This is a genomic window from Streptosporangium sp. NPDC002524 (genome assembly GCF_040295985.1).
In the GTDB taxonomy this organism is placed as follows: Bacteria; Actinomycetota; Actinomycetes; order Streptosporangiales; family Streptosporangiaceae; genus Streptosporangium.
The window spans coordinates 1-23,712 of the sequence record NZ_JBEOWK010000016.1 but is presented as its reverse complement, the minus strand read 5'-3'; the positions used below and the strand labels follow the sequence as shown (position 1 = coordinate 23,712).

The window sequence follows — 23,712 nt, the reverse complement described above, 5'->3', positions numbered from 1 at the left end:
GGCCTGAGGAGGCCCCTCGCCCGGACATGCTGCTGCTCATGTTCCAAGCGTCCAGGCACCCGGCCCGCACACCGCTGACGGTCCTGGTGGCGATACCGGTGGCGATCGTGCTGGCCGCCGGCTGTTCGGCCACCGTCGAGGACCCCGTCGCCCCGCCCTCGCCCACTGCCACGGCGCCCTCCTCCCCGGCGCGGAGCGCCGAGGGGGCCGGCGCCACCGCGGCGGAGAACGCCAGGGAGGGCGACCACCGCTGGCGGCTGCGCGGGCGCGGCGCCGAGCACGAGATCGAGGGCTTCGCCGACCGGGTGAGCGTGCTGCCCGGAGAGCGTTTCCGGCTGTACGTCTCGACCACCGCCGGCCGCTACACCGCCAGGGCCTTCCGGATGGGCTGGTACGGCGGGGCGGGGGCCAGGCAGGTCTGGCGGGAGGCCGGGCTGCCCGGCAGGAGGCAGGCGCCGCCCAGGACGATCGCCGCCACCGGGACGGTGACCGCCGCCCACTGGAGGCCCGGCCCCAAGGTGGACACCTCCGGCTGGCCCGAGGGCTCCTACCTGATCAGGCTGGACGCCGCCACCGGGGGACGGCGCTTCGTCCCCCTCACCGTCAGGTCCGCCTCCACCAGGGGGCGCCTGGTCGTCGTCAACGCGGTCACCACCTGGCAGGCCTACAACGGCTGGGGCGGGCGCAGCCTCTACGAGGGCCCCGGCGGCTTCGAGGGCAGGTCCCGGGCGGTCAGCTTCGACCGCCCGTACGACGCCTCTGGGGCGCGGCTCTTCATGGACATGGAACGCGACGCCATCGAGCTCGCCGAGCGCCAAGGCGTACCGCTCGCCTACGTCACGAGCCTTGATCTGGACCGCGACCCGCGCATTCTCGACGGGGCGAGGGGACTGGTGTCGCTGGGGCACGACGAGTACTGGTCGGCGGGCATGCGCCGCACCGTCGAGGCCGCCAGGGACCGCGGCACCAACCTCGCCTTCCTGGGCGCCAACGCCGTCTACTGGCGGGTCAGGTTCGCCGCGACGCCCCTGGGCCCGCGCCGCCTGGTCGTCTGCCACAAGGACGCGGCCGAGGACCCGGGGACGATCCTGTGGCGCGCCGCCGGCAGGCCGGAGAGCTCGCTGACCGGCCCGATGTACGACTGCTTCCCCTCCGAGTCGGCCTACGTGGTGAGACGTCCGAAGAACTGGATCTTCGAGGGGACCGGGGTGCGGCGCGGCACCACCTTCCCCGGGATGGTGGGCGTGGAGACCGACAGGGTCGGCGCGGACGTGCCGCGCCCGATGGAGGTCCTGTCGGTGTCCCCGGTGGACTGCGGGGGACGCGCCACGGTCGCGCACAGCGCCTACTACACCGTGCCGAGCGGCGCCGCCGTGTTCAGCTCGGGCACGATGCGCTGGGTGTGCGCCATGCGGGGCGCCCGCTGCGGCCACGGCGTCACGGCGCGGGCCGGGGCCTTCGTCCGCAGGGCGACGGGGAACATCCTGCGGGCCTTCGCCGAGGGCCCGGCCGCGCGCCGCCACCCGGCCCGCGACAACCTCCGCCCCCTGGGCCTGGCCGGCCCCCCGGGCCGCTGACACGCGTTGTCACGGCCCGGTACGTTACCGCCGGGGTCCTACCGCCCGAGGTACTGCTGCAGCCCGTTCGCCAGGGAGAGCGCGATCCTCTGCCGGAACGCGGGCTGCTGGAACTTCGCCGCCTCGGCGGGGTTCTTCATGTTCCCCGACTCGATGAAGATCTTGGGAACCGTGGAGAGGTTCAGGCCGCCGAGGTCGTTCCGGTAGTCGAGGGCGTTCCTGCCGATGTAGGTGGAGTACGACAGGCCGGTGCCGCGCCTGAAGGCGTTCCGCACGTCCAGGCCGAGCTTCCTGGAGGCCGCGACCACCGGGTCGACCGGGCCGCCGATCTTCTCCGGCATGATCACGTGGAAGCCGTGGTTGGCGGTGCTCGACCCGTCGGCGTGGACCGAGATCGCCGCGTCCGCCTTCGCCCTGTTGCCGATCGCGGCCCGCTGGGTGATGCACGGCCCGACGCCGGAGTTGCCGTCGCGGGTGAGCTTCACCGTCGCGCCGCGGCTCCTGAGGATCTTGGCCAGGCGCTGGGAGACGTCCCAGGTGAAGGCCGCCTCGCTGTAGCCGTTCGCGGTGGCGGTGCCCGTGGTGTCGCAGGCCTTCCACTGGGTCAGGACGTTGACCTTCTTGTTGATCTCCGCGGGGTGGCGGTAGTTCTGGCCGTTGTGGCCGGGGTCGATGACCACGATCTTGCCGCTGAGCGGCTCGCGGCCCTCGCCGCTCCGCCCGGTGGCGGGGGTCGCGGTGGGGTCGGCCGCCGCGCCGGTGAGAGCGCCGGCCGCGCCGTCGGAAGCCGTGCCGCCGGCGGCTGTGCTGTCGGCGGCCGCGGCCGCCGCGGGAGGGACGGGCCCGCGCTCCCGCGCGAGGTCCGCGTCCGCGGCGGTCCCGCCGCAGGCGGCGACGCCGAGCCCGCACAGGACAAGGGTCGTCGCGAGTGCTTTACCGGTCACGCTCATCGCCCCCAAGGAAGTCGTCAACCACCCAACCTACGTGGCTTGAGGGCGTGACTCAGCCGTTGTCGCGATATGTACCGGCCCGTCACCAGGCGTGCTCGCCGGCCTCCGGCTTCTGCAGGAGCGAGGCGAGCTCCCTGGCGTCCTCGGCGTCCAGCCCGAGGACCACGCGCGGCCGTCCCCAGGGGTGGTCGATCGAGTGGGCCACGTAACTGGCCACGGACTCAGCCCCGGCGTCGCCGTTGCGGCCCCGGGCGGCCCGCCAGTGCGCCCACGCCCGTTCGAGCTCGGCGGCGGCCCGCTGGGCGCACGACACCAGTTCCGGATCACGCATTGTTACCCCCCTTGTCTGCCTTGACCAGAGTCAACACCGGCGGCGCGCCGTCGTCCGCGATGTTGACCTGGTTTTGGGGAGGTCATGGAGCCTGCCTGGACGCGCTGTAACGCTCCAGGCAGGCTCTTTAGCGTTCGGTGGAGCTCGTGCTGTTGCGTACGACCAGCTGCGGCGCGACCTGGCGCAGGCGCGAGGCCTTGCCGGGGTCGCCGATCCGGTCGTTCAGCAGCGCGGCGGCGGAGCGGCCCATCGCGCGGCGCGGCTGGTCCACGGTGGTCAGCGAGATCGGCTGGGTCCCGGCGCGGTGGATGTTGTCGTACCCCACCACGGACAGGTCCTCGGGGACCCGCAGGCCCAGCTCGGCGGCCGCGGAGAGCACGCCCATGGCGACCAGGTCGTTGGCGGCGAAGATCGCCGTGGGGCGGGGATCGCGCGTGAGCAGGCTGCGGGCCGCACGCGCGCCACCCTCCTCACTGGACTCGCCCTCTTCGACCATGATGTACGGCGCCAGTGAGTGCCTGCGCATCGCGACCAGGTAGCCCTCGCACCGGAAACGCCCGGAGGAGATGCCCGAGGCCTCGATGTGGGCGATCCTGCGGTGACCGAGCCCCACGAGGTGGTCGACGGCGAGGCGGGCACCGAGCTGGTCGTCGTCGACGACGATGTCCACGCCGCCGAGGTCGATGTCGCGCTCGCCCACCACCACGGTCGGCGTGTAGCCGGTGGCCTCGATGAGCGTCCCGCTGGTGGGCGCGATGCCGAGCAGGACGAGCCCGTCGACGCGCAGTTCGAGGAACGCCTCGACCGCCTCGTCCTCGAAGGCCGGGTCCCACTGGCTGTTGCCGATGAGAAGCCTCAGCCCGTCGCCGTGCAGGCTCTCCTGGAGGCCGTCCAGGAACTCGGCGTAGAACGGGTTGTGCAGGTCGGCGACGAGCGCCCCGACCAGGTGGGTACGGCCTTCGACCAGGCTGCGCGCGACCGCGTTGGGCCGGTAGCCGAGGTCTCTGGCCGCCTGGAGCACGGCCTGCCGGCGATGCTCGCTGACGTGGGGCGATCCGCGCAGGACGAGCGAGACCAGTGATTTGGAGACACCGGCCCTTTCGGCCACATTACGGATCGTGGGTCTCGGGCGTGGCCCGGCGCCCCCGTCGGACATGACGGGTTCGGCGAACCCGCGGGCTCGGGTGACGGTGGTGTTGACCGGCGGTCCTGACATGGCTCTCCCCCGCGATGGTGGATGGGCACCTGTCACTCAAAACGATCGAGTTCCGAATGGGGTACGGCTTGCGCGGAAGGGAACTCCGATCTTGACCCCGTCGCCGCGCGGATCGGCTCCGATAGGCTGCGCGGTGTGGGGTCGACATCCGGAGCCGCCGAGCGGGCGAAACCCGTCTCGGGGGGCGCGCGCCCGGCGCGGCGCAGGCTCACCGTCGACCGGCGCCGCGAGGAGCTCATGGCGGCGGCCCTGGAGCTGTTCAGCAGGCACGACGCCGAATACGTCTCGATCGACGACGTGGCCTCCGCGGCCGGCGCGTCGCGGGCCCTCGTCTACCACTACTTCGGCGGCAAGCAGGAGCTCTACGTCGCCGCGCTGAGGAGCGCCGCGGCCCAGCTGGAGGCGAGGCTCGCACCCCAGAGCGGCGGACGCCCGCTGGACGAGCTGGCCGGGGGGCTCACCCGATACTTCGACTTCGTCGAGGAGCACGCGGCGGGCTTCGCCGCGCTGCTCAAGGGCGGCCCGGCCAACAGCAGCGGCGAGATCGGGGAGGTCGTCGACGCGGTCAGGCACCGCCTGCTCAAGCTGATCATGAAGCGGATGCGGGTCGAGGAGCCGGGCCCGGTGCTCCGCGTCACGCTGCGCTCGTGGATCGCCTCCGTCGAGACCGCGGGCCTCGACTGGCTGGAGCGCCACGACATCGAGCGCCCGGCGCTGGAGCGCATGCTGGTCGGTCAGATGGTGGCGCTGCTCGGCGTGGCGGCCGAGCACGACGCGCAGGTCGGCGAGTTGCTGGACAACCTGGTCAACGGCCAGGCGAGCCGCCCCGCGGACCAGGAGAGACCCGGGACGGACGGCTGAGGAGGGTCCCTCCGGCCGGGGAAGGCCTCCACGGCTGAGCAAGGTCCTGCGGAACGGCCGAGAAGGGTTTCCACAGGCGGGAAAGGCCCCACGGCCCGAGAAGATCCCAGGCCCGGGAAGGGTTCCACGGCCGGAAAAGGTCCTGCGGCACGCTGAGAGACGTCCCGCGGTCGGGGAGGTCCCCGCGGCCGGGAAGTCCCGGGCCACCGCCGAGTCGTTCGGGAGCACGTGCCCGGCCGTTCGGAACACGCGCCTGGAGGGCGGCACGTGCCGGTGGGCGGGGCATGTGCTGGGGCGGCGCCGGGCGGGCGACGCCGCTCCCCACAAACCCGTGTGGCCTACACGCTCAAAGGGTGAGCGCGCACCAATCCCCCTAGGTCAGTGACGGCCCCCGTCTTACTCTGAGCGCTGCTGCGGAATCCCCGCCAGCAGCGCGCGAACCTCAGTCTCCCGGTACCGGCGGTGTCCACCCAGGGTGCGGATGGACGTCAACTTGCCCGCCTTCGCCCACCGGGTCACGGTCTTGGGATCGACGCGGAACATGGTTGCGACCTCCGCCGGGGTGAGCAGCGGCTCTGCCTCGGGTGTACGAGCTGACATTTGTGCGGCCTCTCCTCCATGTGGACCGGCGACAGCGATCCTGCGACTTGACGCTTGTCACGGATGTCCGCCTATGGCCCTTGCGTGCGGCTGTTTGGGCCATATGCGGCATCACCCGATGTGACCATACAGCCACGTAGAGCGATTGGCGAGCCTTTGAGCGACTCATCTCTCTTGTGCACGTGTTGTTGTCACGCTCGGTGATTCTAGCGACACGTTTCGTGGTATCGCAGTGAAAACGGCAAACTACTCAGTTCGTAGGTGCATCCCCGGTCATCGACGGACCTACTTACGCAGGTCGCAGGGTTGATTTGCGACTCAGTTTGCCGATTCGAGAAGTTGTATTGATCGCCAGCGGAGGATGACGCGCTGGTACATGGCGAACGCCAGTTCTTCCTCGCCTTTTTCCAGACCTGTCAGCGCCGCCGCGAGTTCCGCCACGGATTCGTCGGCCTGGAGTGTCTCGTCGTCCATGAGGTTGACGATGCCGCCGTAGTCGAGCTCGACCAGCGAGTGCGGGTGGAACTCCTCCAGCCAGCGCGCCACGTCCTCGACCTCGGCGGTGACCGAGACCTCGCCCACCTGCCTCCTGATGATCTGCAGGGCGCGGGCGCTGCGGCGCCTGGCGTGGGCCATGGACGTGACGTAGATCAGGTTGCGCGTGGTGGTCGTGCCCCCCGTGCCCTCGTCGCCGTCGATGACCAGCCAGCGCTCGTTGCCGTCGAAGGGGACGAACCACGAGGTCGGAACGTGCCAGGTGGAGCCGCGGATGTGCGTGCGCAGGGCGGCGGAGTCGGTGCGGCGCTTGAACCGGTCGAAGTCGTCGGCCGTCTGCGCCGCGACGGCGGGCGGGACGAAACGCTCCATCAGCTTGGGCGGGGTCGACCCGCGGAAGCGCGAGAAGGCGAGCCAGGACCTCAGCCTGCTCTGCCACGGGCAGACGTACAGGACCTCCTCCACGCGCCTCAGATAGGCGTTGGGGCTCTCCTGGGCGGGTGCCGGAGCCGGTGGCACCCCCAGGAGGCGCCGCACCGCCTCGCCGTGTTCGGCGTGCAGGGCGCTCGCTCGGCGCGGTCGGTCGGCCGCCTCGGCGTAGGCGGCCCACGAGACGCGCTCCGCCGGGGTGAACGCGACCAGCGGTTCGTAGACGCGGAGGTACGCGGCATAGGGCAGCACGACCGCATCGTGTCACGAAGGACCGGTCGTTGTCCGTAGCGGACCGGCTTCCGCGGTGGTCGTCTCGGTCACTGAGATGGGACGTTCTCGCACGTCGTGCCTTTACGGACATGTGGTTACGCTGAGGGTGATCTCCGCCGCAACGGTGCGGCGGGAACGGACGACTGGGAGTCACCACAGTGACCGACGTCTTCGGGCTGTCCCACAAGGACGCGGGCCCGGCAACCGGCCAGGCGAGACACGAGCAGGTCGTCTTCTGCTCCGACGAGCGCAGCGGCCTCCACGCGATCATCGCCATCCACAACACCGCGCTGGGCCCCGGCCTGGGCGGCACCAGGTTCTATCCCTACGAGAGCGAGCAGGCCGCGCTGGCCGACGTGCTCAACCTCTCGCGGGCGATGGCCTACAAGAACGCCCTGGCGGGACTCGACCTCGGTGGCGGCAAGGCCGTCATCATCGGCGACCCGGCGAAGGACAAGAGCGAGGCGCTGCTGCGCGCCTACGGCAGGTTCGTCCAGTCGCTCGGTGGCCGCTACTACACGGCGTGCGACGTGGGCACCTACAGCGAGGACATGGACATCGTGGCCCGCGAGTGCTCCTACGTGACCGGCCGCACGCTGGCCAACGGCGGGGCCGGCGACTCGTCGATCCTGACCGCCCTCGGCGTGTTCCAGGGCATGCGCGCCGCGGCCGAGCACGCGTACGGGACGCCGACACTGCGCGGCAGGCGCGTCGGGGTCGAGGGCGTGGGCAAGGTCGGCCACCGCCTGGTCGGCCACCTGATCGAGGACGGCGCCGAGGTCGTGGTCTGCGACGTGAGCGAGCGGGCCGTGGAACGGCTGCGGCGGGTCCACCCCGGGGTCGAGGTCGTCGCCGACCGGCTGGAGCTCACCGCCGCCGACATCGACGTCTACGCGCCGTGCGCCCTCGGCGGGGCGCTGGACGACGAGACGGTGGCCCGCCTGCGCGCCACGATCGTCTGCGGCGGGGCCAACAACCAGCTGGGCCACCCCGGCGTGGAGAAGCAGCTCGCCGACCGGGGGATCCTCTACGCGCCCGACTACGTGGTCAACTCCGGCGGCGTGATCCAGGTCGCGGACGAGATCAGGGGATTCAACATGGAGCGGGCCCAGGCAAAGGCCATCCAGATCTTCGACACGACTCTCAAGATCTTCTCCAGTGCGGCGGAGGATGGCGTCCCTCCGGCGGTCGCAGCCGATAGGCTGGCTGAGCGCAGAATGTCGGAAGTCGGGCGAATTAGGGGCATTTGGCTGGGCCACTAGCCCCACACGCCCATACGACGTACCGAGCCGGGCGTAAAACGGGTACGGTTGTAGGCGAACGAGAGCTGACGCCTAAGTCAGGTGGCGTCAGTGCGTGGTGCGTTAGCGACGAGGGGTCGGGCACGACCCCACACGAGGGGGTCGAGCCAATGGGGCGCGGCCGAGCAAAGGCCAAGCAGGTCAAGGTTGCTCGCCAGCTGAAGTACAACAGCGGTGGCACTGATCTTGAGCGTCTGCGCGACGAGCTCGGAGTCAGAGACGACTCCAACCACAATGACGACTCCAACGACGCCTACGACGAGCTGGCGGATCGGTACGCCGATTACGCCGATGACTTCGGCTCCGGAGATGACCGCGACGACGGGACATCCGGCCGCCGCTAGGCGGATTTCAGGTTGACGTGAGCAGGACACCCGGTGGTGATGCACAGGCCACCGGGTGTTCTTCTCGCTACGAGTCGACGATATGCGGCGCTCCGGTGGTCCGGAGCGCTTTTCGCCGTACCCGCCGCGGATCCGGTGCTTCCGCCCGGCCTGCGATCAGGAGCGCTTCCCGGTGGCCGCCGGTGATCAAGAGCACTTCCCGGTGGCCGCCGACGATCAAGAGTGCTTCCCGGTGACCAAGAGCGCTTTCACGGTGCTTCCATGCTTTCGTCCGGCGCTTCCGCCCGGCCGACGACCCGCTCCGGCGCCTGCCCTCCCGGCCGGTGACACCGGCCGGGAGAAGCGGGACCGCGGGGTCGCCTCCGGCGGGAAGGCGCGCGGATCAGCGGAAACGTGCCTGGCCCGAGCCCTCGACGACCTCGCCGAGCACCCATGCGGGAAGGCCGCGCTCCCCGAGCAGCGCCAGGGCCGGGTCCACGGCCTCGGCGGGGACGACCGCGGCCATGCCCACCCCGAGGTTGAACGTCCGGTCCATGTCGGCCTGGGCCACCCCGCCGTGTCCCGCGAGCACCTCGAAGACGGCGGGCGGGGTCCACGACGAGCGGTCGAGCAGCGCGTCCAGGCCGGGAGGCAGCGAGCGGGACAGGTTGCCCGCCAGGCCGCCGCCGGTGATGTGGGCGTACGCGTGGACGTCGACCGCGCGGGCCAGCTCCAGGCAGTCGAGGGAGTAGATCCTGGTCGGCTCCAGCAGCTCCTCGCCCAGCGTCCGCCCCAGCTCGGGCAGCTCGGCCTCCAGGGAGAGCCCCGCCCGGTCGATGATGTGCCTGACCAGCGAGTAACCGTTGGAGTGCACGCCCGAGGAGGCCAGCGCGAGGACCACGTCGCCCGCCCTGACCCGGTCGCGGCCGAGCATCCTGTCGGCCTCCACCACCCCGGTGGCGGCGCCCGCGAGGTCGTACTCGCCGGCGTCCATCGCCCCGGGGTGCTCGGCGGTCTCCCCGCCGATGAGGGCGCAGCCCGCGAGGCGGCAGCCCTCGGCGACGCCGCCCACGATCTCGGCGATCCGCTCGGGGACCACCTTGCCGCAGGCGATGTAGTCGGTCATGAACAGCGGCTCGGCGCCGCAGACCACCAGGTCGTCGACGACCATGCCGACCAGGTCGATCCCGATCGTGTCGTGCTTGTCGAGCCGCTGGGCCAGCATGACCTTGGTGCCGACGCCGTCGGTCGACGTGGTGAGCAGCGGCCGGCGGTACGACAGCAGGGCCGAGGCGTCGAAGAGGCCGGCGAAGCCGCTGGCGTCGTCGACGACCTCGGGCCTGCGCGCCCGCGCGACCTTCGACTTCATCAGCTCGACGGCGCGCTCGCCCGCGTCGATGTCCACTCCGGCGGCCGCGTAGCTGGTCATGAAGCCTCTCTCCGCGCGTCGGGCCCGCTCAACGCTTGGCCTCCAGCACGTATTTGCCCACGTTGTCCTGGTCGATCGGGATCGGGTAGTCGCCGTCGAAGCAGGCACGGCAGAGCCGGTCGGCGGGGATCGTGGTGGCCGCGGTCAGGCCCTCCAGCGAGATGTAGCCGAGCGAGTCGGCGCCGAGCGAGGCGCGGATCTCCTCCACGCTGAGCGAACCGGCGATCAGCTCGGCCCGGGTGGCGAAGTCGATGCCGTAGAAGCACGGCCAGCTGACCGGCGGGGAGGAGATCCGGACGTGGACCTCCCTGGCGCCCGCCTCGCGCAGCATCTTGACGATCGCCCGCTGGGTGTTGCCCCGCACGATCGAGTCGTCCACGACCACCAGGCGCTTGCCCGCGACGACCTCCTTCAGCGGGTTGAGCTTCAGCCGGATGCCCAGCTGGCGGATCGTCTGGGACGGCTGGATGAAGGTCCGGCCCACGTAGGAATTCTTGACGAGACCTTGACCGTAGGGGATCCCGCTCTCCTCGGCGTAGCCGACGGCGGCGGGGGTGCCCGACTCGGGGGTCGGGATGACCAGGTCGGCCTCGACGGGGTGCTCGCGGGCCAGCACGCGGCCGACCTCGACGCGCGTGGTCTGCACGCCGCGCCCGGCGATCGTGGTGTCGGGGCGGGCCAGGTAGACGTACTCGAACAGGCAGCCCTTGGGCTCGGCGAGCGCGAACCTGCGCGAGCGCACGCCGCGCTCGTCGATGGTGATCAGCTCGCCCGGCTCGATCTCGCGGACGAACGTGGCGCCCACGATGTCCAGCGCCGCGGTCTCCGAGGCGACCACCCAGCCGCGCTCCAGGCGTCCCAGGACCAGCGGGCGGACGCCCTGCGGGTCGCGGGCCGCGTAGAGGGTCTTCTCGTCCATGAAGACGAGCGAGTAGGCGCCCCTGACCTGCGGGAGCAGCTCGGCGGCGGCGTCGTCGATGGGCTGGCCGCGGTCCTGGGCCAGCAGCGTGGTCAGCACCTCGGTGTCGGTGGTGGCCCGGGTGGCCCCGGGGGCCAGGCGCTTGGACAGCTCCGGGGTGTTGATCAGGTTGCCGTTGTGGGCGAGCGCGAGCCCGCCGGACTCGGTGGAGCTGAGCGTCGGCTGCGCGTTCTCCCAGACGCTCGACCCGGTCGTCGAGTAGCGGCAGTGGCCGATCGCCAGGTGGCCGCGGAGGGTCCCGAGCACGGACTCGTCGAAGACCTGGGCCACCAGGCCCATGTCCTTGTAGACGAGGATCCTGCTGCCCTCGCTGACCGCGATGCCCGCGGACTCCTGGCCGCGGTGCTGTAGCGCGTACAGCCCGTAGTAGGTGAGTTTGGAGACTTCCTCCCCGGGGGCCCACACCCCGAAGACGCCACATGCGTCCTTCGGAGGCCGGTCGCGGGGGTCAAGGTCATGGCTCAGATGGCCGTCGCCCTTCAGCACATGCTTCATTCTAGGTCGGCTTCTTCCCTGCTCGCACCCCGGGTCCGTTCCGTGGCATGTCGCACCCTGACCGAACGATCATCGGTGTTTTGCCGTGTCAGCCTGTTTCGCCGATGGCTGACAGGGGAGTGTGAGATATCCGGCATGCCCGAGCGTCGGGAGAAGAGACGTGACAACACCTGTGGACCCGAACCAGCCCGACCCGCGACGAGTGCCGCGGGACAGGCGCTCCGACGAGGAAGGGTCCGGCTCGGAGGAGCCGAAGGGCACCTCCGAGTCCGAGGAGGCGGCAGTCCCCGGCGAGCACGAGCCCGCCGTCCCGGAAACGGCCGCCTGGCCCGTCCCGCCCTCGAACGAACCTCCCACGTGGCGGCAGCCCCCCACCCCGGCGGGCGAGCCCACCGGGTGGACCGACCCGTCCGGCGGTACGGGGTCCTCCGGCGGCGCCGGGCTCCCCGGTTCCGGCGAGTCTTCCGGCGGGGCTGGGCCGACGGGGTGGACGGAGATCCCCGGCCGGGCCGAGCCGGTGGGCCGGGAGTCCGGGGAGAGCGCCGTGTGGGGGTCGGGAGCGTCGACGCCCTCGGCGTCCTCGACACCCTCGACGTCCTCGATGTCACAGCCGCCCTCGACGCCGCAGCCGCCTTCCACGCCGTCGACCCCGGAGCCGTGGAAGGAGCCGGATCCCGAGACACCCGTGCCCGATCCCGACGACCCCTCGGCCTGGCCGCCGTCCACGATTCCCGCCGAACCACGGGTTCCGCCGCATCCGGACACACCGTCCGCGCCGGAGGTGCCCCCGCCCGACCAGGCGGGCGGCCGGCACACCGCGCCGGAGTACCCGGAGTACCCGGAGTACTCGGGCTATCCCGGGTACGAGGGGTCGGCCGGGGGGCGGGCGCAGGGGTCATCGGGCGGCTCGCCGTTCGAGGGGGTGCCTGGCGAGAGGACCGAGGCGACACCCGGGGAGAGGACCGGGGGAGCGCCCGAGGGAACTCGTGAGGGAGCGCCCGAGGGGACCCGCCAGGGAGCGGCCGAGGGAACCCGTGAGGGGGCACCCGAGGGGACCCGCGAGCGAGCGGCCGAAGGGACTCGCGATGGAGCGGCCGAAGGGCCGTCACACACGGTGCCGGGTACCACGCCGTCCGCCTACCCCGGCTGGGAGAGCGCCTCGGAGACCCCCGGAGGGTCCGGCGGTCCCGGGACGGACCATCCCGGGACACCGGCCGCCCCCACCCCGCCCTCGCGATACGAGCAGCCGTCGTCCGCCGAGGAACCGGCGGCCTCGCAGCGGCCCACCGGGTCCACCGGGTCCACCGGGTCCACCGAGCCCGCAGGAGCGGCCGGGCTGGCCGGAGCCGCGGGAGCCACCGGGGCCGCCGGGCTGGCCGGGGCCGCAGGACTGGCCGGGGCAGCCGGTGGTTTCCAGGCGGACCGGCCACCGGCTCCGGGCACCCCGGGAGAGTCCCGGCCGGACCAGCCACGGCACACCGCTCAGCAGGGCTACGGGGAACGGCCCACGTACGGGGAGGCGCAGCAGGCCGGGCAGCCGTACGGCGGTCCCGGCGTGCAGCCGTCACCCGCGGCCGGTCCCTCCCAGCAGTACCAGGGCGGCACGCCGTACCCGGCCCCTCCGGGCGGTTATCCGCCCGCCGCGCCCTACCCGGCGTACCCGGACGAGGGACGCAGGCCCGGCGGAGGGCTGGGCACCGCCGCGCTCGTGCTCGGGATCGTCGCGATCGTGACGCTCGTCATCTGCGGCCTCGGCGTGCTGGTGGCGATCGTCGGGCTGATCGTCGGCATCGTCGCGCTCGCCAAGAAGTCCAGGCCGGGCCGGGCCTGGGTGGGGATCGCGCTAAGCCTTCTCACCCTGGTGGTCGCCGCGGTCTTCCTGAGCTGGATCTACAGCAAGGTCGGCGACTGCGTCAACCTGCCCCCCGAGCTGCAGCGGCGCTGCATCGAGGACAGGTTCGGCGTCCAGGTGCCGACCCCGTGACAGAGGCGGTCCAGGTACCGGCCCCCGGAGCGGTCCGGCTGCCGGCCTCCTGACGGAGGGCGGAGCTCACGGCCCGCCCGGGGCGGCTGCCGACGGTCATCGGAGAGGAAGGTGGCCGGACAGGTCGGCGCGGGCCCCGCTCGCCGCGATCTTCCCGGCGGCCGTCGCCTCGGACCAGGTCAGGGCGCCGGTGGCGAGCTCCAGCCAGGTGCGCGCGTCGGTCTCCACCACGTTGGGCGGGGTGCCGCGGGTGTGGCGGGGGCCCTCGACGCACTGCACCGCCGCGTAGGGCGGGACCCGCACCTCGACGGTCCGGCCGGGCGCGGCCGTCGCCAGCTCGTCCAGCAGGTGCCGTACGGCGAAGCGAGTGATCTCCCGTTCCGGGCGGACCCCCCGCTCGAAGGCGCGCAGCACCACGCTCACGCAGGCGCCCAGCAGCGCCGCGAGCCCTCCGGGTCCGTCGTAGGGCGGCTCGTCGAGAGCGCTCAGCTGGGTGTCGAGGGCGGCGCGGACCTTGGTCGCGTCGGGCTTGTGAGGTGGCACGCGACCCATCATGCCCGCCGGAGCCGCATCCGGGGACGGCGCCGTCCCCGCGCCGCTGAACCGTGCTCCGGGACGGTGCTCTCCCTGACGCCGGAGTCGCGTCCCAAGACTGTGCCGGTTCTGACCCGCCCACCGAAGTCGTGTCCGGGGACAGTGTCGTCCCCGCGCCGCTGGAACCGCGTCCCAGGAGTGCCCGTCTCGACGCCGCCGGAGCCGCGTCAGGGGACAGCGCCAGCGTTCCCGGGGGTGGTGCCTTCCACGATCTTCCCGATGTCCCTCGGAACCCTGATCGGGGACGGCACGACTCCCGTCAGAGTGGCCCATTCCGGTAAACGGTTCACCAGCTGGGCAAACGTCGTTCACCTTGAGGTCTTCCGGTCCGCGTAGCGTCCGGCCTGGAAGACCTCGCCCCTTTTTGGAGGACCCTGTGGCGAACATGTCGCCGCGCCGACTGCTCCCCCTGCTCACGAGCCCTCACAAGGGTGGACGCAGCGCGCTCACCTGCCGGTTCCGCTGCGGTGACCAGTGCGCCCACGATGTGACGAACACCAGCGACAACACCTACTTCGGCGACGTGGTCGCCGAGGCGATGACCCGTCGCGGCATGCTGCGCGCAGGCGCCCTGGGCGCCATCGTCGCCGGAGTCGGGATCGGTACGGCGCTCCCCGCCCTCGCCGACCCGGACGTCGACGCGAAGACCTCCGGCGGCCACGGTCACGGGAACGGTCACGGGAACGGCCACGGGCAGAAGAGCGGCCTCCGCTTCACCGCCATCGCGCCGAACACCGACGACAAGGTGACGGTCCCCTCCGGCTACCTGTCGGCGGCCGTGGTGCGCTGGGGCGACCCGGTGCTGCCCGGCGCCCCCGCCTTCGACTTCGAGAACCAGACGGCCGCCGCGCAGGCGAAGCAGTTCGGCTACAACTGCGACTACGTCACCCTCTTCCCGATGGGGCAGAACCGGGGCCTGCTCTGGGTCAACCACGAGTACACCGACGAGAACCTGATGTTCCGCGGTTACACGGACGGCACCGCCGCGACGGAGGAGCAGATCAAGATCGCGCTGGCCGCGCACGGCGGCTCGGTGGTCGAGATCGAGCGGGTGGGCCGCACCGGCCAGTGGAAGCTGGTCACCCGGGGTTCCCGCCGCTACAACCGTCGTATCACCGTGCACACCCCCATGAAGTTCACCGGCCCGGCGGCCGGCAGCGCGCTGCTGAAGACCGCCGCCGACCCCAGGGGCACCACGCCGATCGGCATGCTGAACAACTGCGCGGGCGGCACCACGCCGTGGGGCACGGTGCTCAGCGGCGAGGAGAACTTCAACCAGTACTTCGTCAACGGCACCGCCGTGCCCGAGGCGCAGAAGCCGTACCTCGCCCGGTACGCCGTGAACATCACGGCGGGCGTGCCGAGCGGCAACCGCAGGTTCGACCGGGTCGACGAGCGTTTCGACCTGGCCAAGCACCCGAACGAGGTCAACCGCACCGGCTGGATCGTGGAGATCGACCCGTTCGACCCCGACTCCACCCCGATCAAGCGCACCGCCCTGGGCAGGATGGCCCACGAGGGCGCCACCACCTCCCTCGCCGCCGACGGCCGGGTGGTGGCCTACATGGGCGACGACTCCCGGTTCGAGTACGTCTACAAGTTCGTCTCCCGGCAGCGCTACATCCGGGGCTTCGACCGGCACAACCGGACCCTGCTGGACGACGGCACGCTGTTCGTGGCGAAGTTCACCGGCGACAGCCCGGCCACCGAGATCGACGGCACCGGCAAGCTCCCCGCCGACGGGCAGTTCGACGGCTCGGGCGAGTGGATCCCGCTGGTCACCGGCAAGGTCTCGCACGTTCCCGGGATGACGGCCGCCGAGGTGCTCGTCTACACCCGTATTGCGGCCGACAAGGTCGGGGCGACCAAGATGGACCGTCCCGAGGACGTGGAGCGCAACCCCGTCACCGGCGGCGTCTACGTGGCCCTGACCAACAACACCAACCGGACCCCGGCCCAGGTGGACGAGGCCAACCCGCGTCCGGCCAACAAGCACGGCCACGTCCTGGAGATCGTCGAGCGGCGCAACGACGCCGGGGCCACGACCTTCGCCTGGTCCCTGCCCCTGGTCTGCGGCGACCCGGACGACCCGGCGACCTACTTCGCCGGGTTCGACAAGACGAAGGTCTCGGCGATCTCCTGCCCGGACAACGTCGCCTTCGACGCCGACGGCAACCTCTGGATCTCCACCGACGGCAGCCAGCTCGGCGCCCACGACGGCCTGTTCGCCATGCCGGTGCGCGGTCCCGAGCGCGGCTACCTGAAGCAGTTCCTGAGCATGCCGGTCGGCGCGGAGACCTGCGGCCCGCTGGTCAGCGCGGACCAGCGCAGCGTCTTCGTGGCCGTGCAGCACCCCGGTGAGACCACCGGCGCCACCCCCGAGGCACCCACGAGCCACTGGCCCGACGGCGGGACCTCCCAGCCCCGCCCGTCCGTGGTGGTCGCCTGGCACGCCAAGGGCGGCAAGATCGGCTCCTGACCCGGCGGCCGGCTCGCGTCCGCGAGCCGGCCACGGAGCCGGTGTCCAGATAACCGGACACCGGCCCGCCCCCGCCCCCGCCCCCGCTCCCGGCACCGGCCCGCGTCCCGCTCACGGGGCGCGGGCCGGTGCCGTTCCGCGTCCGGGGCCCTAGCCCACCGGTACGGCGGGACGCTCCTCGGTGACCACCGGCGGCCCTGCGGCCCGGGAGGCCCGCAGTGACAGCAGGCTCACCGGCACGCCCACCAGCACGATGGCCGCGGCGACGACCAGCGTGTACCGGTACGCGTCCAGGAAGGCGGTCAGCTGCCCGGCGCCCTCCGCCAGGAGCGAGGACTGCCGCGCGCCGAGGATCGCCCCCAGGACCGTGATGCCGAGCAGGCCGAAGACCTCACGCGAGACGTTCAGCACGCCCGAGGCGACCCCCGTCCTGCCCGCGGGGAGCGCGCCGACGATCGCCGTGGTGAGCGGCACCAGCATGCCGCCGCCCACCCCGTAGACCAGGAACCACGGCAGCAGGTCGCCGAACGACCCGCCCTCCCCGACGAACGAGATCCCGAACACCGACACGGCCATCAGCAGGAGCCCGGCCGCCACGGTCCGCGCGGTGCCCAGGGCCCGGTCCAGCCTCGGGGCGAGGGCGGCGCTGACGGCCATCACCAGGGCCATCGGCACGAACGCCGACCCGGCCTCGATCGGCGAGAAGCCGAGGGCGTTCTGCAGGTACAGCGCGGTGAAGAAGTAGATGCCGAACACCCCGAAGGACCACAGGCCCATCGACAGCGTGCCCCCGCTGAACACCCGCGACCGGAACAGCGACAGGTCGATCATCGGCTCCCGGCTCCGGCGCTCGATCGTGACGAAGGCGAGCGCCGACAGGGCCGCGATCCCGAAGGCGCCCAGGATCTCCGGGGAGGTCCATCCGGCCCCCGCGCCCTCGATGAGCGCGTACGTCAGCGCGAACAGCGTCAGGCTCGACGTCACCAGGCCCGGGACGTCCAGGCCGCGCCGTACTTTCTCCTGGGGGGCCGTCCTGATCGCCCACAGTCCGAGGCCGAGCGTCGCGATCCCGATCGGCACGTTGATCAGGTAGATCCAGCCCCAGTGCCAGCGCTCGCTGATCAACCCCCCGGTCAGCGGGCCGAGGGCGAGGGCGAGCGCGCCGACCGCGCTCCACAGGCCGACCGCCGTCGCGCGTTCCCTGGCGTCGGGGAAGATCGAGGTGAGCAGGGCCAGCGCCGTCGGGGTGAGGAACGCCGCCCCCACGCCCTGCACCGCCCGGGTGGCGATCAGCACGCCGCCGTCGGTGGCCATCCCGGCCGCGAACGACGCCGCGGTGAACACGACCAGGCCGATCAGGAAGACGCGCCGCCGCCCGAAGACGTCGGCCAGGCGCCCGCCGACGAGCATCAGCCCGGCGAACACCAGGATGTAGCCGCTCACGATCCATTCCAGCCCGGAAATGCTCAGCCCGAGGTCCCGCTGGATCGTGGGCAGCGCCACGTTCACCACGTTGTTGTCGAGATATGTCATGAAGGTGGCCAGCGAGATCGCTCCCAGCGCCCACCACCTGCGGGTGTCCGTCATTCCCCGTCCTCTACGTTGTACTTATACGACGTACATGTACGGTGCACAGTGGAACCCGTACGGCGTATAGTTGTCAAGCGTGATGGGGAAACTGACCCGCGAGGCGGTCGTCGAGCAGGCGCTGGAGATCGGCGACGCCGAGGGGCTGGCGGCGGTGACCATCCGGAGGCTCGCCCAGGAGCTGGGCGTCACCCCGATGGCGCTCTACTGGCACTTCAAGAACAAGGAGCAGCTGACCGCCGGCATGGCGGGCCACCTGATCGAGGGCTTCGTGATCGAGGGGGGTTACACGGGCCCGTGGCAGGAGGGGCTCCGCGAGCTCGTCGCGGGCCTGGTCAGGGTGCTGCGGCGCCACCCGTGCGCGACGGACGTGCTGGGCGCGGTGGACCACATCGAGGTGCCCGCCTACCTGGAGGTCTGGGACACGGCCCTCGGCCTCGCCAAGCGCGGCGGCTTCTCCGGTGACGAGAGCTGCATGATCTCCCAGTACCTGCTCAGCGGCGCGATCGCGCTGGCGGCGGGCCCGAGGAAGCACTGCCCCGTCGGTCTCTCCGAGCAGGAGGCGGCCGAGCGGACGCGCCTCAAGCGGCTCAGGCTCCAGTCGCTGCCGCCGGACGTCTACCCGCACATCGTGGAGATGGCCGTGCCCCTGTCCGAGGGCGGTGCCCCCGACCTCTACGACGTCTTCGGCGTCGACCTCCTCATGGCCGGGATCGAGACGCTCTCCGCCCGCTCAGAAGGGCGCTGACCCCGCGTGACCGGAGCGCCCGGAGCGGCGGGGACGGGCGAGGGCGGCCGTCAGGGCGCCGGTGAGCGCGACGGCGAACAGGACGGCGTAGGTCCGTTGGAAGCCGGTCATCAGGTGCTCGACGGCGACGGGGGAGACGCGTGACAGCGTGCCCGCGTACACCTGCCCGCGCAGCTCGGCGCTGACCGAGCCGGTCAGGACGCTGAGCGTGAGGGCGACGCTCAGCACGATCCCGACGTTCATGATCATGAGCCGGAAGCCGTTCACCACGCCCAGGCTCCCGGCGGGCAGGGCGGACATGACCTGGGTCGTGTTGCCGGTCATGAAGGTGCCGCTGCCGCAGCCGCACAGGAACAGGCCCGCCGCGATGATCCAGTACGGCGTGACGGGGTCGGTGGTCAGCAGCAGGACGCCCAGCCCGGTCGCGCTCATCAGGGCGCCGCCCACCGACAGCGCGTACGGCCTGACGCGGCGGCCGAGGGCGCCCGCGACGGGGGAGGCGAGGGCCATGCCGATCGGGACCGGGAGCACGCCCAGGGCCGCGGTGACGGCGTCGACGCCCCTGGCGGCCTGGAAGTAGAGGGCGACCAGCAGGATCAGCGCGGAGCGCGCCAGCGCGCTGCAGAAGGAGGCGACGTTGGCGAAGGCCAGCGTGCGCTCGCCGAACAGCCGCAGGTCGAGTACGGGGTGCGAGGCTCGGCGCTCCACCACGACCAGCACCGGCACCAGCACCGCCGCGATCGCCGCGCCGACGATCACCACGGGGCTCGACAGGCCGCGCGAGCCCGCCTCGGACAGCGCGATCAGCGCGGCGGAGAGGGCGGCGAACACGATCAGGTTGCCGAGCGCGTCCACCGGCTTGCGCGCTCCCCGCGAGACGCGGCGCAGCGTGAACGCGCCCCAGGTGAGGGCGATCAACCCCGCGGGCACGTTCATCCAGAAGATCCACTGCCAGCCGGCCGTCTCGGCGATGAGACCGCCCAGCGTGGGACCGGTGAGCTGGGCGACCGAGAGGGTGCCGATGTAGACGCCCATGCCCTGGCTGAGCCGGTCGGGAGGGAAGGCGTCGGTGATGATCACGGTCCCGTTGGCGAGGATCATCGCGGCGCCGACCGCCTGCACCGCGCGCATCGCGATCAGGAACCAGATGCCCGGCGAGAGCCCGGCCAGCAACGACCCGACGGTGAACAGGACGAACCCCGCCAGATAGATCTCCCGGCGGCCGAGCAGGTCGGCCACCCGGCCGAAGAACACCAGCGTCGCGGTGTTGACGAGCAGGAAGGCGAGCAGGACCCAGCCCGCGGAGAACGCGTCCGCGTGGAAGTGCCTGACCACGGTGGGAAGCGCCACGTTCAGGGTGCTGCCGGAGATGCCGATCATGACCAGGCCGAGGCTGGTGACCGAGCAGACCCGCCACGCGTAGCGGAGTTTTGACAGGTATTCGGGGGATCCGGGCAGGTCTTGGGGGATTGCGACCATGGCTCTCAGTCTGACCTACGTTGTACGCCAACCGCGGTTCAGCACTTTCCCCGAAGCGCGTCCCGAGGGCGTGCCCTCACGGGAGGCACGCCCTTCCTCCGGTCTCCGCACAGCCGGTCACCCGGTGCGGTCACACCGCGCGGCCGTACGGCAGCCGGTTGTGCGGCGCGCCCTCAGCGGGCCCGTTTGCGCAGGCCCTCCATGTCGTGGATGATCACGCGGCGCCGGCCCGTCTCGATCAGCCCGCGATCGCGCAGGGAGCGCAGCGCCTTGCTGACCGCCTCGCGGGAGGCCCCGGTCCAGCCGGCCAGCTCGTCCTGGGAGAGGGGCAGCGCCACCCGCACCCCGCCGTTGTCCGGCTCGCCGTACCGCTCGGCCAGCTCGACCAGCCGGGTGGCCACGCGGCCCGTGGTGTCGAACGCGCCGTACTCGATGCGCTTGCGGTCGGAGTCGCGCATCTTGCCGGTCACCATCTGCATCAGCAGTACGGCGACTCTCCCATTGGCCTGCAGGTACGAGGAGAAGTCGCGGACCGTGATCCCTTCCACCGGTTCGAGGGCGGTGACCGTCGCGGACCTGGGCAGCCCGTCGATCGCCGCGAACTCGCCGAGCAGCGCCCCCGGCCCCCGCACCGCGAGGACCACCTCGGTGCCGGCCGCGGTGTGCGAGGACACCTTGACGCGGCCGGAGGTGAGGACGAGCACCCAGTCGCTCACGTCACCCTCGGTGAACATCGTCGCGCCCCTGTCCCAGCGCCGGGGCCGCCCGGCGGCGTACAGGGCCTTTACCTCGTCTTCCGTGAGCAATGTAATGAATTCGCCCGGTTCGGGGGAAGAAGTCATAACCACCTCCTGGCGATCTCGATTGTGTTCGTACGGCTCCCGCGGCGAAAGGTACTTTTACGAGAGTCCAGACAGCACGTAGGCATGGACGGGTTGTTCCCTACCCTTGAGGTTGAGCCAGCCCAGGGACTGGGTCTTGGCCTGGGGGCCGATCAGGTCGAGGGTGGTCTGGCCGATCACGACGCTGCCGGGATCCGCGATCCCCTCCAGCCGGGCGGCCACGTTGACGCAGTCGCCCATCGCGTTGAACCCGCGCAGCTCCGGGCTGCCGATGTTTCCGACGAGCGCCTCACCGGTGTTGATGCCGATCCTGAAGCGAGGGTATCCGGGCATTCCCGCCGCGATCTCCTCGGCCGCCTCCTGCATCGCCAGGCCCGCCCGCACCGCGGCGAGGGCGTGGTCCTCCTGCCTGGCGGGGGCGTTGAACAGCGCGAGCAGCGCGTCGCCCACGAACTGCACGATCGTGCCGCCGTTGCCGAGCACGATGGGCACGGCCGCGGTGTGGTAGCGGTTCAGCATCTCGACGATCTCGCCGGGCGCCACCCGCTCGGAGAAGCTCGTGAAGCCCTTCAGGTCGGCGAAGAGCGCGGTCAGCTCCACCAGCTCGCCGCCGAGCGCGGCGGTCTGCGGGTCGGCGAGCAGCGACTGGGCGACGTCCGGCGACATGTACTGCCGGAAGAGGGTCTCCAGCTCGCTGTAGAGCCGGGCGTTCTCCAGGGAGATGGACATCTGCCCGGCCAGCGTGGCGGCGAGCGCCTCGTCCTGCGGGGTCCTGCCGATCGGCACCTCCAGCGCCCCGGCGAGCCTGCCCTTCACCGTCAGCGGGTGCAGGAGCTTGCCCTCCAGGCGGATCGGCCGGTCCTCGGGGAAGTCGTGCTGGCCGTACTCCCTGGAGTTCACGGTGACCCGGCCGTTGTCGACGAGCTTGATCCGGACGTCCCCGTACGCCTGCCGCACGCGGTCGAGGCCCTGGGCCAGCATCTCCTTCTCCGGCAGGCCCACGCGGGCCTGCCTGCCGATGTCGGCGAGCGCCGCGAGCCGGTCGCTCAGCTCCCGCTCGTTGGCGAGCGCCTCGCCCGCCCGGTCGAGCACCGCCACCTGCGCGTCGGTGAGCCCGAACTTGCCCGCCAGCCTGTTCGCGATCGGGACCCTGCTCTCCTCCCTGCGCCGCAGGTGGCCGACGAGCTCCTCCAGGGCGGCCTCGTAGTCGGCCCTGATCCTGCGGACCGTCGCCGACAGCGCCACCGAGTCGAACAGCCCCGCGCTCGTGCCCTCGCGCCGGAACTGCAGGTAGGCGCTGTAGGCGACGAAGACGAACGCGGTGGTCAGCAGCACGTGCCACAGCCACCACGACAGGTGCCAGTTGCGGTGGGACAGCCCCGCGATCAGCGCCTCGGCGAGCAGCGCGTACGCGGTGACCAGGCTGATCAGCACGACCGCCGGGCGCCTGCGGTGCAGCTGGAACATCATCGCCGACGCCGCCGCGAACAGGGCCACCCCGACCCACTCCACGCCGCCCAGGCCCGTCTCCTTGGGAGGGAGCTCGCTGAGCGGGGTCAGGCCGGGCACCAGGCAGGCCACCCCCCACAGGACGATCAGGGCCGCGAGGCCGGCGCGCAGCCACATCTGGTTCCTCAGCACGATCCCGGCCGCCCGCTCGCCCAGGGGCAGGGCCGACGCGAACGCGAACACCGAGGCCAGCAGGAGCCCGACCGGGTGTGAGAGATCGAAGCCGTAGGTCGCGTCGCCGCCCAGGATGACCCCCGGCGTGGTCAGCCCGTGCACCAGGAACGAGCCCGCGCCGCTCATGAAGACCAGCGAGACCAGCAGCAGGCGGGCGTCCGCCCGGCGGGCCGACGCCTCGCCGACCATGAGGCCCAGGACCAGGTTGATCCCGGCGATGGTGATGATCAGCCAGAAGTGGCTGGGATTGTCATGCCAGATGAGGTTCAGGTCGGGTTCGGCCAGCAGGAGCCAGAGGCCGAGCAGCGGCATCGCCAGATGCAGCACCCACACCACGGTGCGGATCGGCTGGGTCGCCGGTGGTAAGTACGGTTCCCGTCCAGCCCGGTCCTCGGTGACCGGGTCTGTCGGGTTGATGGTCGGCACGGTGGCCTCCGCGTCTGGAGAACCTTCTCGGTTCCCTGTCTTGTTCGTCCACGCCCAGCGGGCGGGTTCCCCCGAACGGTCCGATTATCCCGTACGGGGCGGGTGCCGGCAGGCGAGTTAACCGCTGGCTTCCGACACCGAAGTGTGATGTTTCAGGTGCCAACCGCTGGAACGGTTGAAACGTGTACTACGCGTACCACTCCCATCACACCAGGCTCTGGTGTCGCAGAGAGGAAGCCCAGTGGCCACCACGTTGCCGGGCGGACGCACGCTCGCCGCAGTGACCGTCGGCACGCCTGCCAAAACGTCGTCCACCGCGAGCGGTGACGCCGACACCGGTGCCACCACCGCCCCGGCCGGTCAGGCCGCCGGGACCGGTGGCGGGGGAGGAAACAGCGGGACCCGGGGCGTCGCGCGCGTGATCCGCGCGGCCGCCTGATCGTTCGACCCTTTCGCGGGAACGCGACGGGCGGGCGACGCGGCGGGGGCCCACCGTCCTCGCCGCGCCGTCCCCCGGCGCCGACCGTGTGATCCATATAGACGGGCCCGGCCCCCCCCCCGCAGATGTGGGGGGGGGGGGGGGGCCCCAAAAAGAACGCCCCCCCCGCCCGGGGGGGGGGGGGCGCGCGAA

The 23,712-nt window shown here is 71.7% G+C and carries 20 protein-coding genes; 8 read left to right on the top strand and 12 right to left on the bottom strand.

The window, feature by feature from the left end:
- Positions 1-38 precede the first annotated feature (38 nt).
- Positions 39-1,577 (top strand): N,N-dimethylformamidase beta subunit family domain-containing protein, encoded by a 1,539-nt coding sequence (locus ABT053_RS26295; RefSeq protein WP_350972207.1) that lies wholly within the window; start codon positions 39-41, stop codon positions 1,575-1,577.
- A gap of 38 nt (positions 1,578-1,615) precedes the next feature.
- Here the strand turns inward: ABT053_RS26295 and ABT053_RS26290 are convergent, their stop codons facing one another.
- The 3 genes from ABT053_RS26290 to ABT053_RS26280 all read right to left on the bottom strand — a co-directional run bounded on the left by ABT053_RS26290 (position 1,616) and on the right by ABT053_RS26280 (position 3,966).
- The gene (locus ABT053_RS26290; RefSeq protein ID WP_350972205.1) at positions 1,616-2,548 is read right to left on the bottom strand and encodes an N-acetylmuramoyl-L-alanine amidase; all 933 of its coding nucleotides are present in this window, start codon (positions 2,546-2,548) and stop codon (positions 1,616-1,618) included.
- Between the two features lie 61 nt (positions 2,549-2,609).
- Positions 2,610-2,858: a hypothetical protein gene (locus ABT053_RS26285; protein ID WP_350972203.1), complete on the bottom strand. Its 249-nt coding sequence runs from the start codon at positions 2,856-2,858 to the stop codon at positions 2,610-2,612.
- Positions 2,859-2,985: 127 nt separating this feature from the next.
- Positions 2,986-3,966 (bottom strand): LacI family DNA-binding transcriptional regulator, encoded by a 981-nt coding sequence (locus ABT053_RS26280; RefSeq protein WP_350972201.1) that lies wholly within the window; start codon positions 3,964-3,966, stop codon positions 2,986-2,988.
- A gap of 243 nt (positions 3,967-4,209) precedes the next feature.
- Here ABT053_RS26280 and ABT053_RS26275 point away from each other — a divergent pair, with 243 nt between their 5' ends.
- A complete protein-coding gene (locus ABT053_RS26275; protein WP_350972199.1) occupies positions 4,210-4,935 on the top strand; it encodes a TetR/AcrR family transcriptional regulator in 726 nt (241 codons plus the stop codon).
- Between the two features lie 396 nt (positions 4,936-5,331).
- Here ABT053_RS26275 and bldC read toward each other — a convergent pair whose 3' ends face one another.
- Positions 5,332-5,535: a developmental transcriptional regulator BldC gene (gene bldC, locus ABT053_RS26270; protein ID WP_013133571.1), complete on the bottom strand. Its 204-nt coding sequence runs from the start codon at positions 5,533-5,535 to the stop codon at positions 5,332-5,334.
- A 318-nt stretch (positions 5,536-5,853) separates the two neighbouring features.
- On the bottom strand, positions 5,854-6,711 hold the full coding sequence (locus ABT053_RS26265; RefSeq protein ID WP_350972197.1) for a DUF8083 family protein: 858 nt from the start codon (positions 6,709-6,711) through the stop codon (positions 5,854-5,856).
- A gap of 179 nt (positions 6,712-6,890) precedes the next feature.
- On the opposite strand from ABT053_RS26265, the gene ABT053_RS26260 reads away from it, so the two are divergent.
- Together ABT053_RS26260 and ABT053_RS26255 are read left to right on the top strand one after the other, a co-directional pair.
- Positions 6,891-7,994, top strand: coding sequence for a Leu/Phe/Val dehydrogenase (locus ABT053_RS26260; RefSeq protein WP_350972194.1), 1,104 nt, complete (start codon positions 6,891-6,893; stop codon positions 7,992-7,994).
- A 149-nt stretch (positions 7,995-8,143) separates the two neighbouring features.
- Positions 8,144-8,377 carry a DUF3073 domain-containing protein gene (locus ABT053_RS26255; protein WP_344747622.1) on the top strand — a complete coding sequence of 78 codons (234 nt, stop codon included), beginning with the start codon at positions 8,144-8,146 and terminating at the stop codon, positions 8,375-8,377.
- A gap of 382 nt (positions 8,378-8,759) precedes the next feature.
- Here ABT053_RS26255 and purM read toward each other — a convergent pair whose 3' ends face one another.
- Together purM and purF are read right to left on the bottom strand one after the other, a co-directional pair.
- Positions 8,760-9,785 carry a phosphoribosylformylglycinamidine cyclo-ligase gene (gene purM / locus ABT053_RS26250; protein ID WP_350972192.1) on the bottom strand — a complete coding sequence of 342 codons (1,026 nt, stop codon included), beginning with the start codon at positions 9,783-9,785 and terminating at the stop codon, positions 8,760-8,762.
- 28 nt (positions 9,786-9,813) lie between these two features.
- On the bottom strand, positions 9,814-11,259 hold the full coding sequence (purF, locus tag ABT053_RS26245; RefSeq protein WP_350972191.1) for an amidophosphoribosyltransferase: 1,446 nt from the start codon (positions 11,257-11,259) through the stop codon (positions 9,814-9,816).
- 160 nt (positions 11,260-11,419) lie between these two features.
- Here purF and ABT053_RS26240 point away from each other — a divergent pair, with 160 nt between their 5' ends.
- Positions 11,420-13,243, top strand: coding sequence for a hypothetical protein (locus tag ABT053_RS26240; RefSeq protein WP_350972189.1), 1,824 nt, complete (start codon positions 11,420-11,422; stop codon positions 13,241-13,243).
- Between the two features lie 96 nt (positions 13,244-13,339).
- Here the strand turns inward: ABT053_RS26240 and ABT053_RS26235 are convergent, their stop codons facing one another.
- Positions 13,340-13,795 (bottom strand): sterol carrier family protein, encoded by a 456-nt coding sequence (locus ABT053_RS26235; protein ID WP_350972188.1) that lies wholly within the window; start codon positions 13,793-13,795, stop codon positions 13,340-13,342.
- A 427-nt stretch (positions 13,796-14,222) separates the two neighbouring features.
- On the opposite strand from ABT053_RS26235, the gene ABT053_RS26230 reads away from it, so the two are divergent.
- Positions 14,223-16,316: a PhoX family protein gene (locus tag ABT053_RS26230; protein ID WP_350972569.1), complete on the top strand. Its 2,094-nt coding sequence runs from the start codon at positions 14,223-14,225 to the stop codon at positions 16,314-16,316.
- A 150-nt stretch (positions 16,317-16,466) separates the two neighbouring features.
- Here the strand turns inward: ABT053_RS26230 and ABT053_RS26225 are convergent, their stop codons facing one another.
- Positions 16,467-17,903, bottom strand: coding sequence for an MFS transporter (locus tag ABT053_RS26225; RefSeq protein ID WP_350972186.1), 1,437 nt, complete (start codon positions 17,901-17,903; stop codon positions 16,467-16,469).
- A gap of 82 nt (positions 17,904-17,985) precedes the next feature.
- Between ABT053_RS26225 and ABT053_RS26220 the strand changes: the two genes are divergently transcribed.
- Complete coding sequence (locus ABT053_RS26220; protein WP_350972567.1) at positions 17,986-18,651, top strand: TetR/AcrR family transcriptional regulator; 666 nt, start codon at positions 17,986-17,988, stop codon at positions 18,649-18,651.
- On the opposite strand, the gene ABT053_RS26215 is transcribed toward ABT053_RS26220, so the two are convergent.
- The 3 genes from ABT053_RS26215 to ABT053_RS26205 form a co-directional block, all read right to left on the bottom strand.
- Positions 18,637-20,130 carry an MFS transporter gene (locus ABT053_RS26215; protein ID WP_350972184.1) on the bottom strand — a complete coding sequence of 498 codons (1,494 nt, stop codon included), beginning with the start codon at positions 20,128-20,130 and terminating at the stop codon, positions 18,637-18,639. The genes ABT053_RS26220 and ABT053_RS26215 overlap by 15 nt on opposite strands.
- 173 nt (positions 20,131-20,303) lie before the next feature.
- Positions 20,304-20,936 (bottom strand): Crp/Fnr family transcriptional regulator, encoded by a 633-nt coding sequence (locus tag ABT053_RS26210; protein WP_350972182.1) that lies wholly within the window; start codon positions 20,934-20,936, stop codon positions 20,304-20,306.
- Between the two features lie 93 nt (positions 20,937-21,029).
- Positions 21,030-23,081, bottom strand: a complete 2,052-nt coding sequence (locus ABT053_RS26205) for an adenylate/guanylate cyclase domain-containing protein (protein ID WP_350972181.1) — start codon at positions 23,079-23,081, stop codon at positions 21,030-21,032.
- A 241-nt stretch (positions 23,082-23,322) separates the two neighbouring features.
- Here ABT053_RS26205 and ABT053_RS26200 point away from each other — a divergent pair, with 241 nt between their 5' ends.
- Positions 23,323-23,520 carry a hypothetical protein gene (locus ABT053_RS26200; protein WP_350972179.1) on the top strand — a complete coding sequence of 66 codons (198 nt, stop codon included), beginning with the start codon at positions 23,323-23,325 and terminating at the stop codon, positions 23,518-23,520.
- Positions 23,521-23,712 lie beyond the last annotated feature (192 nt).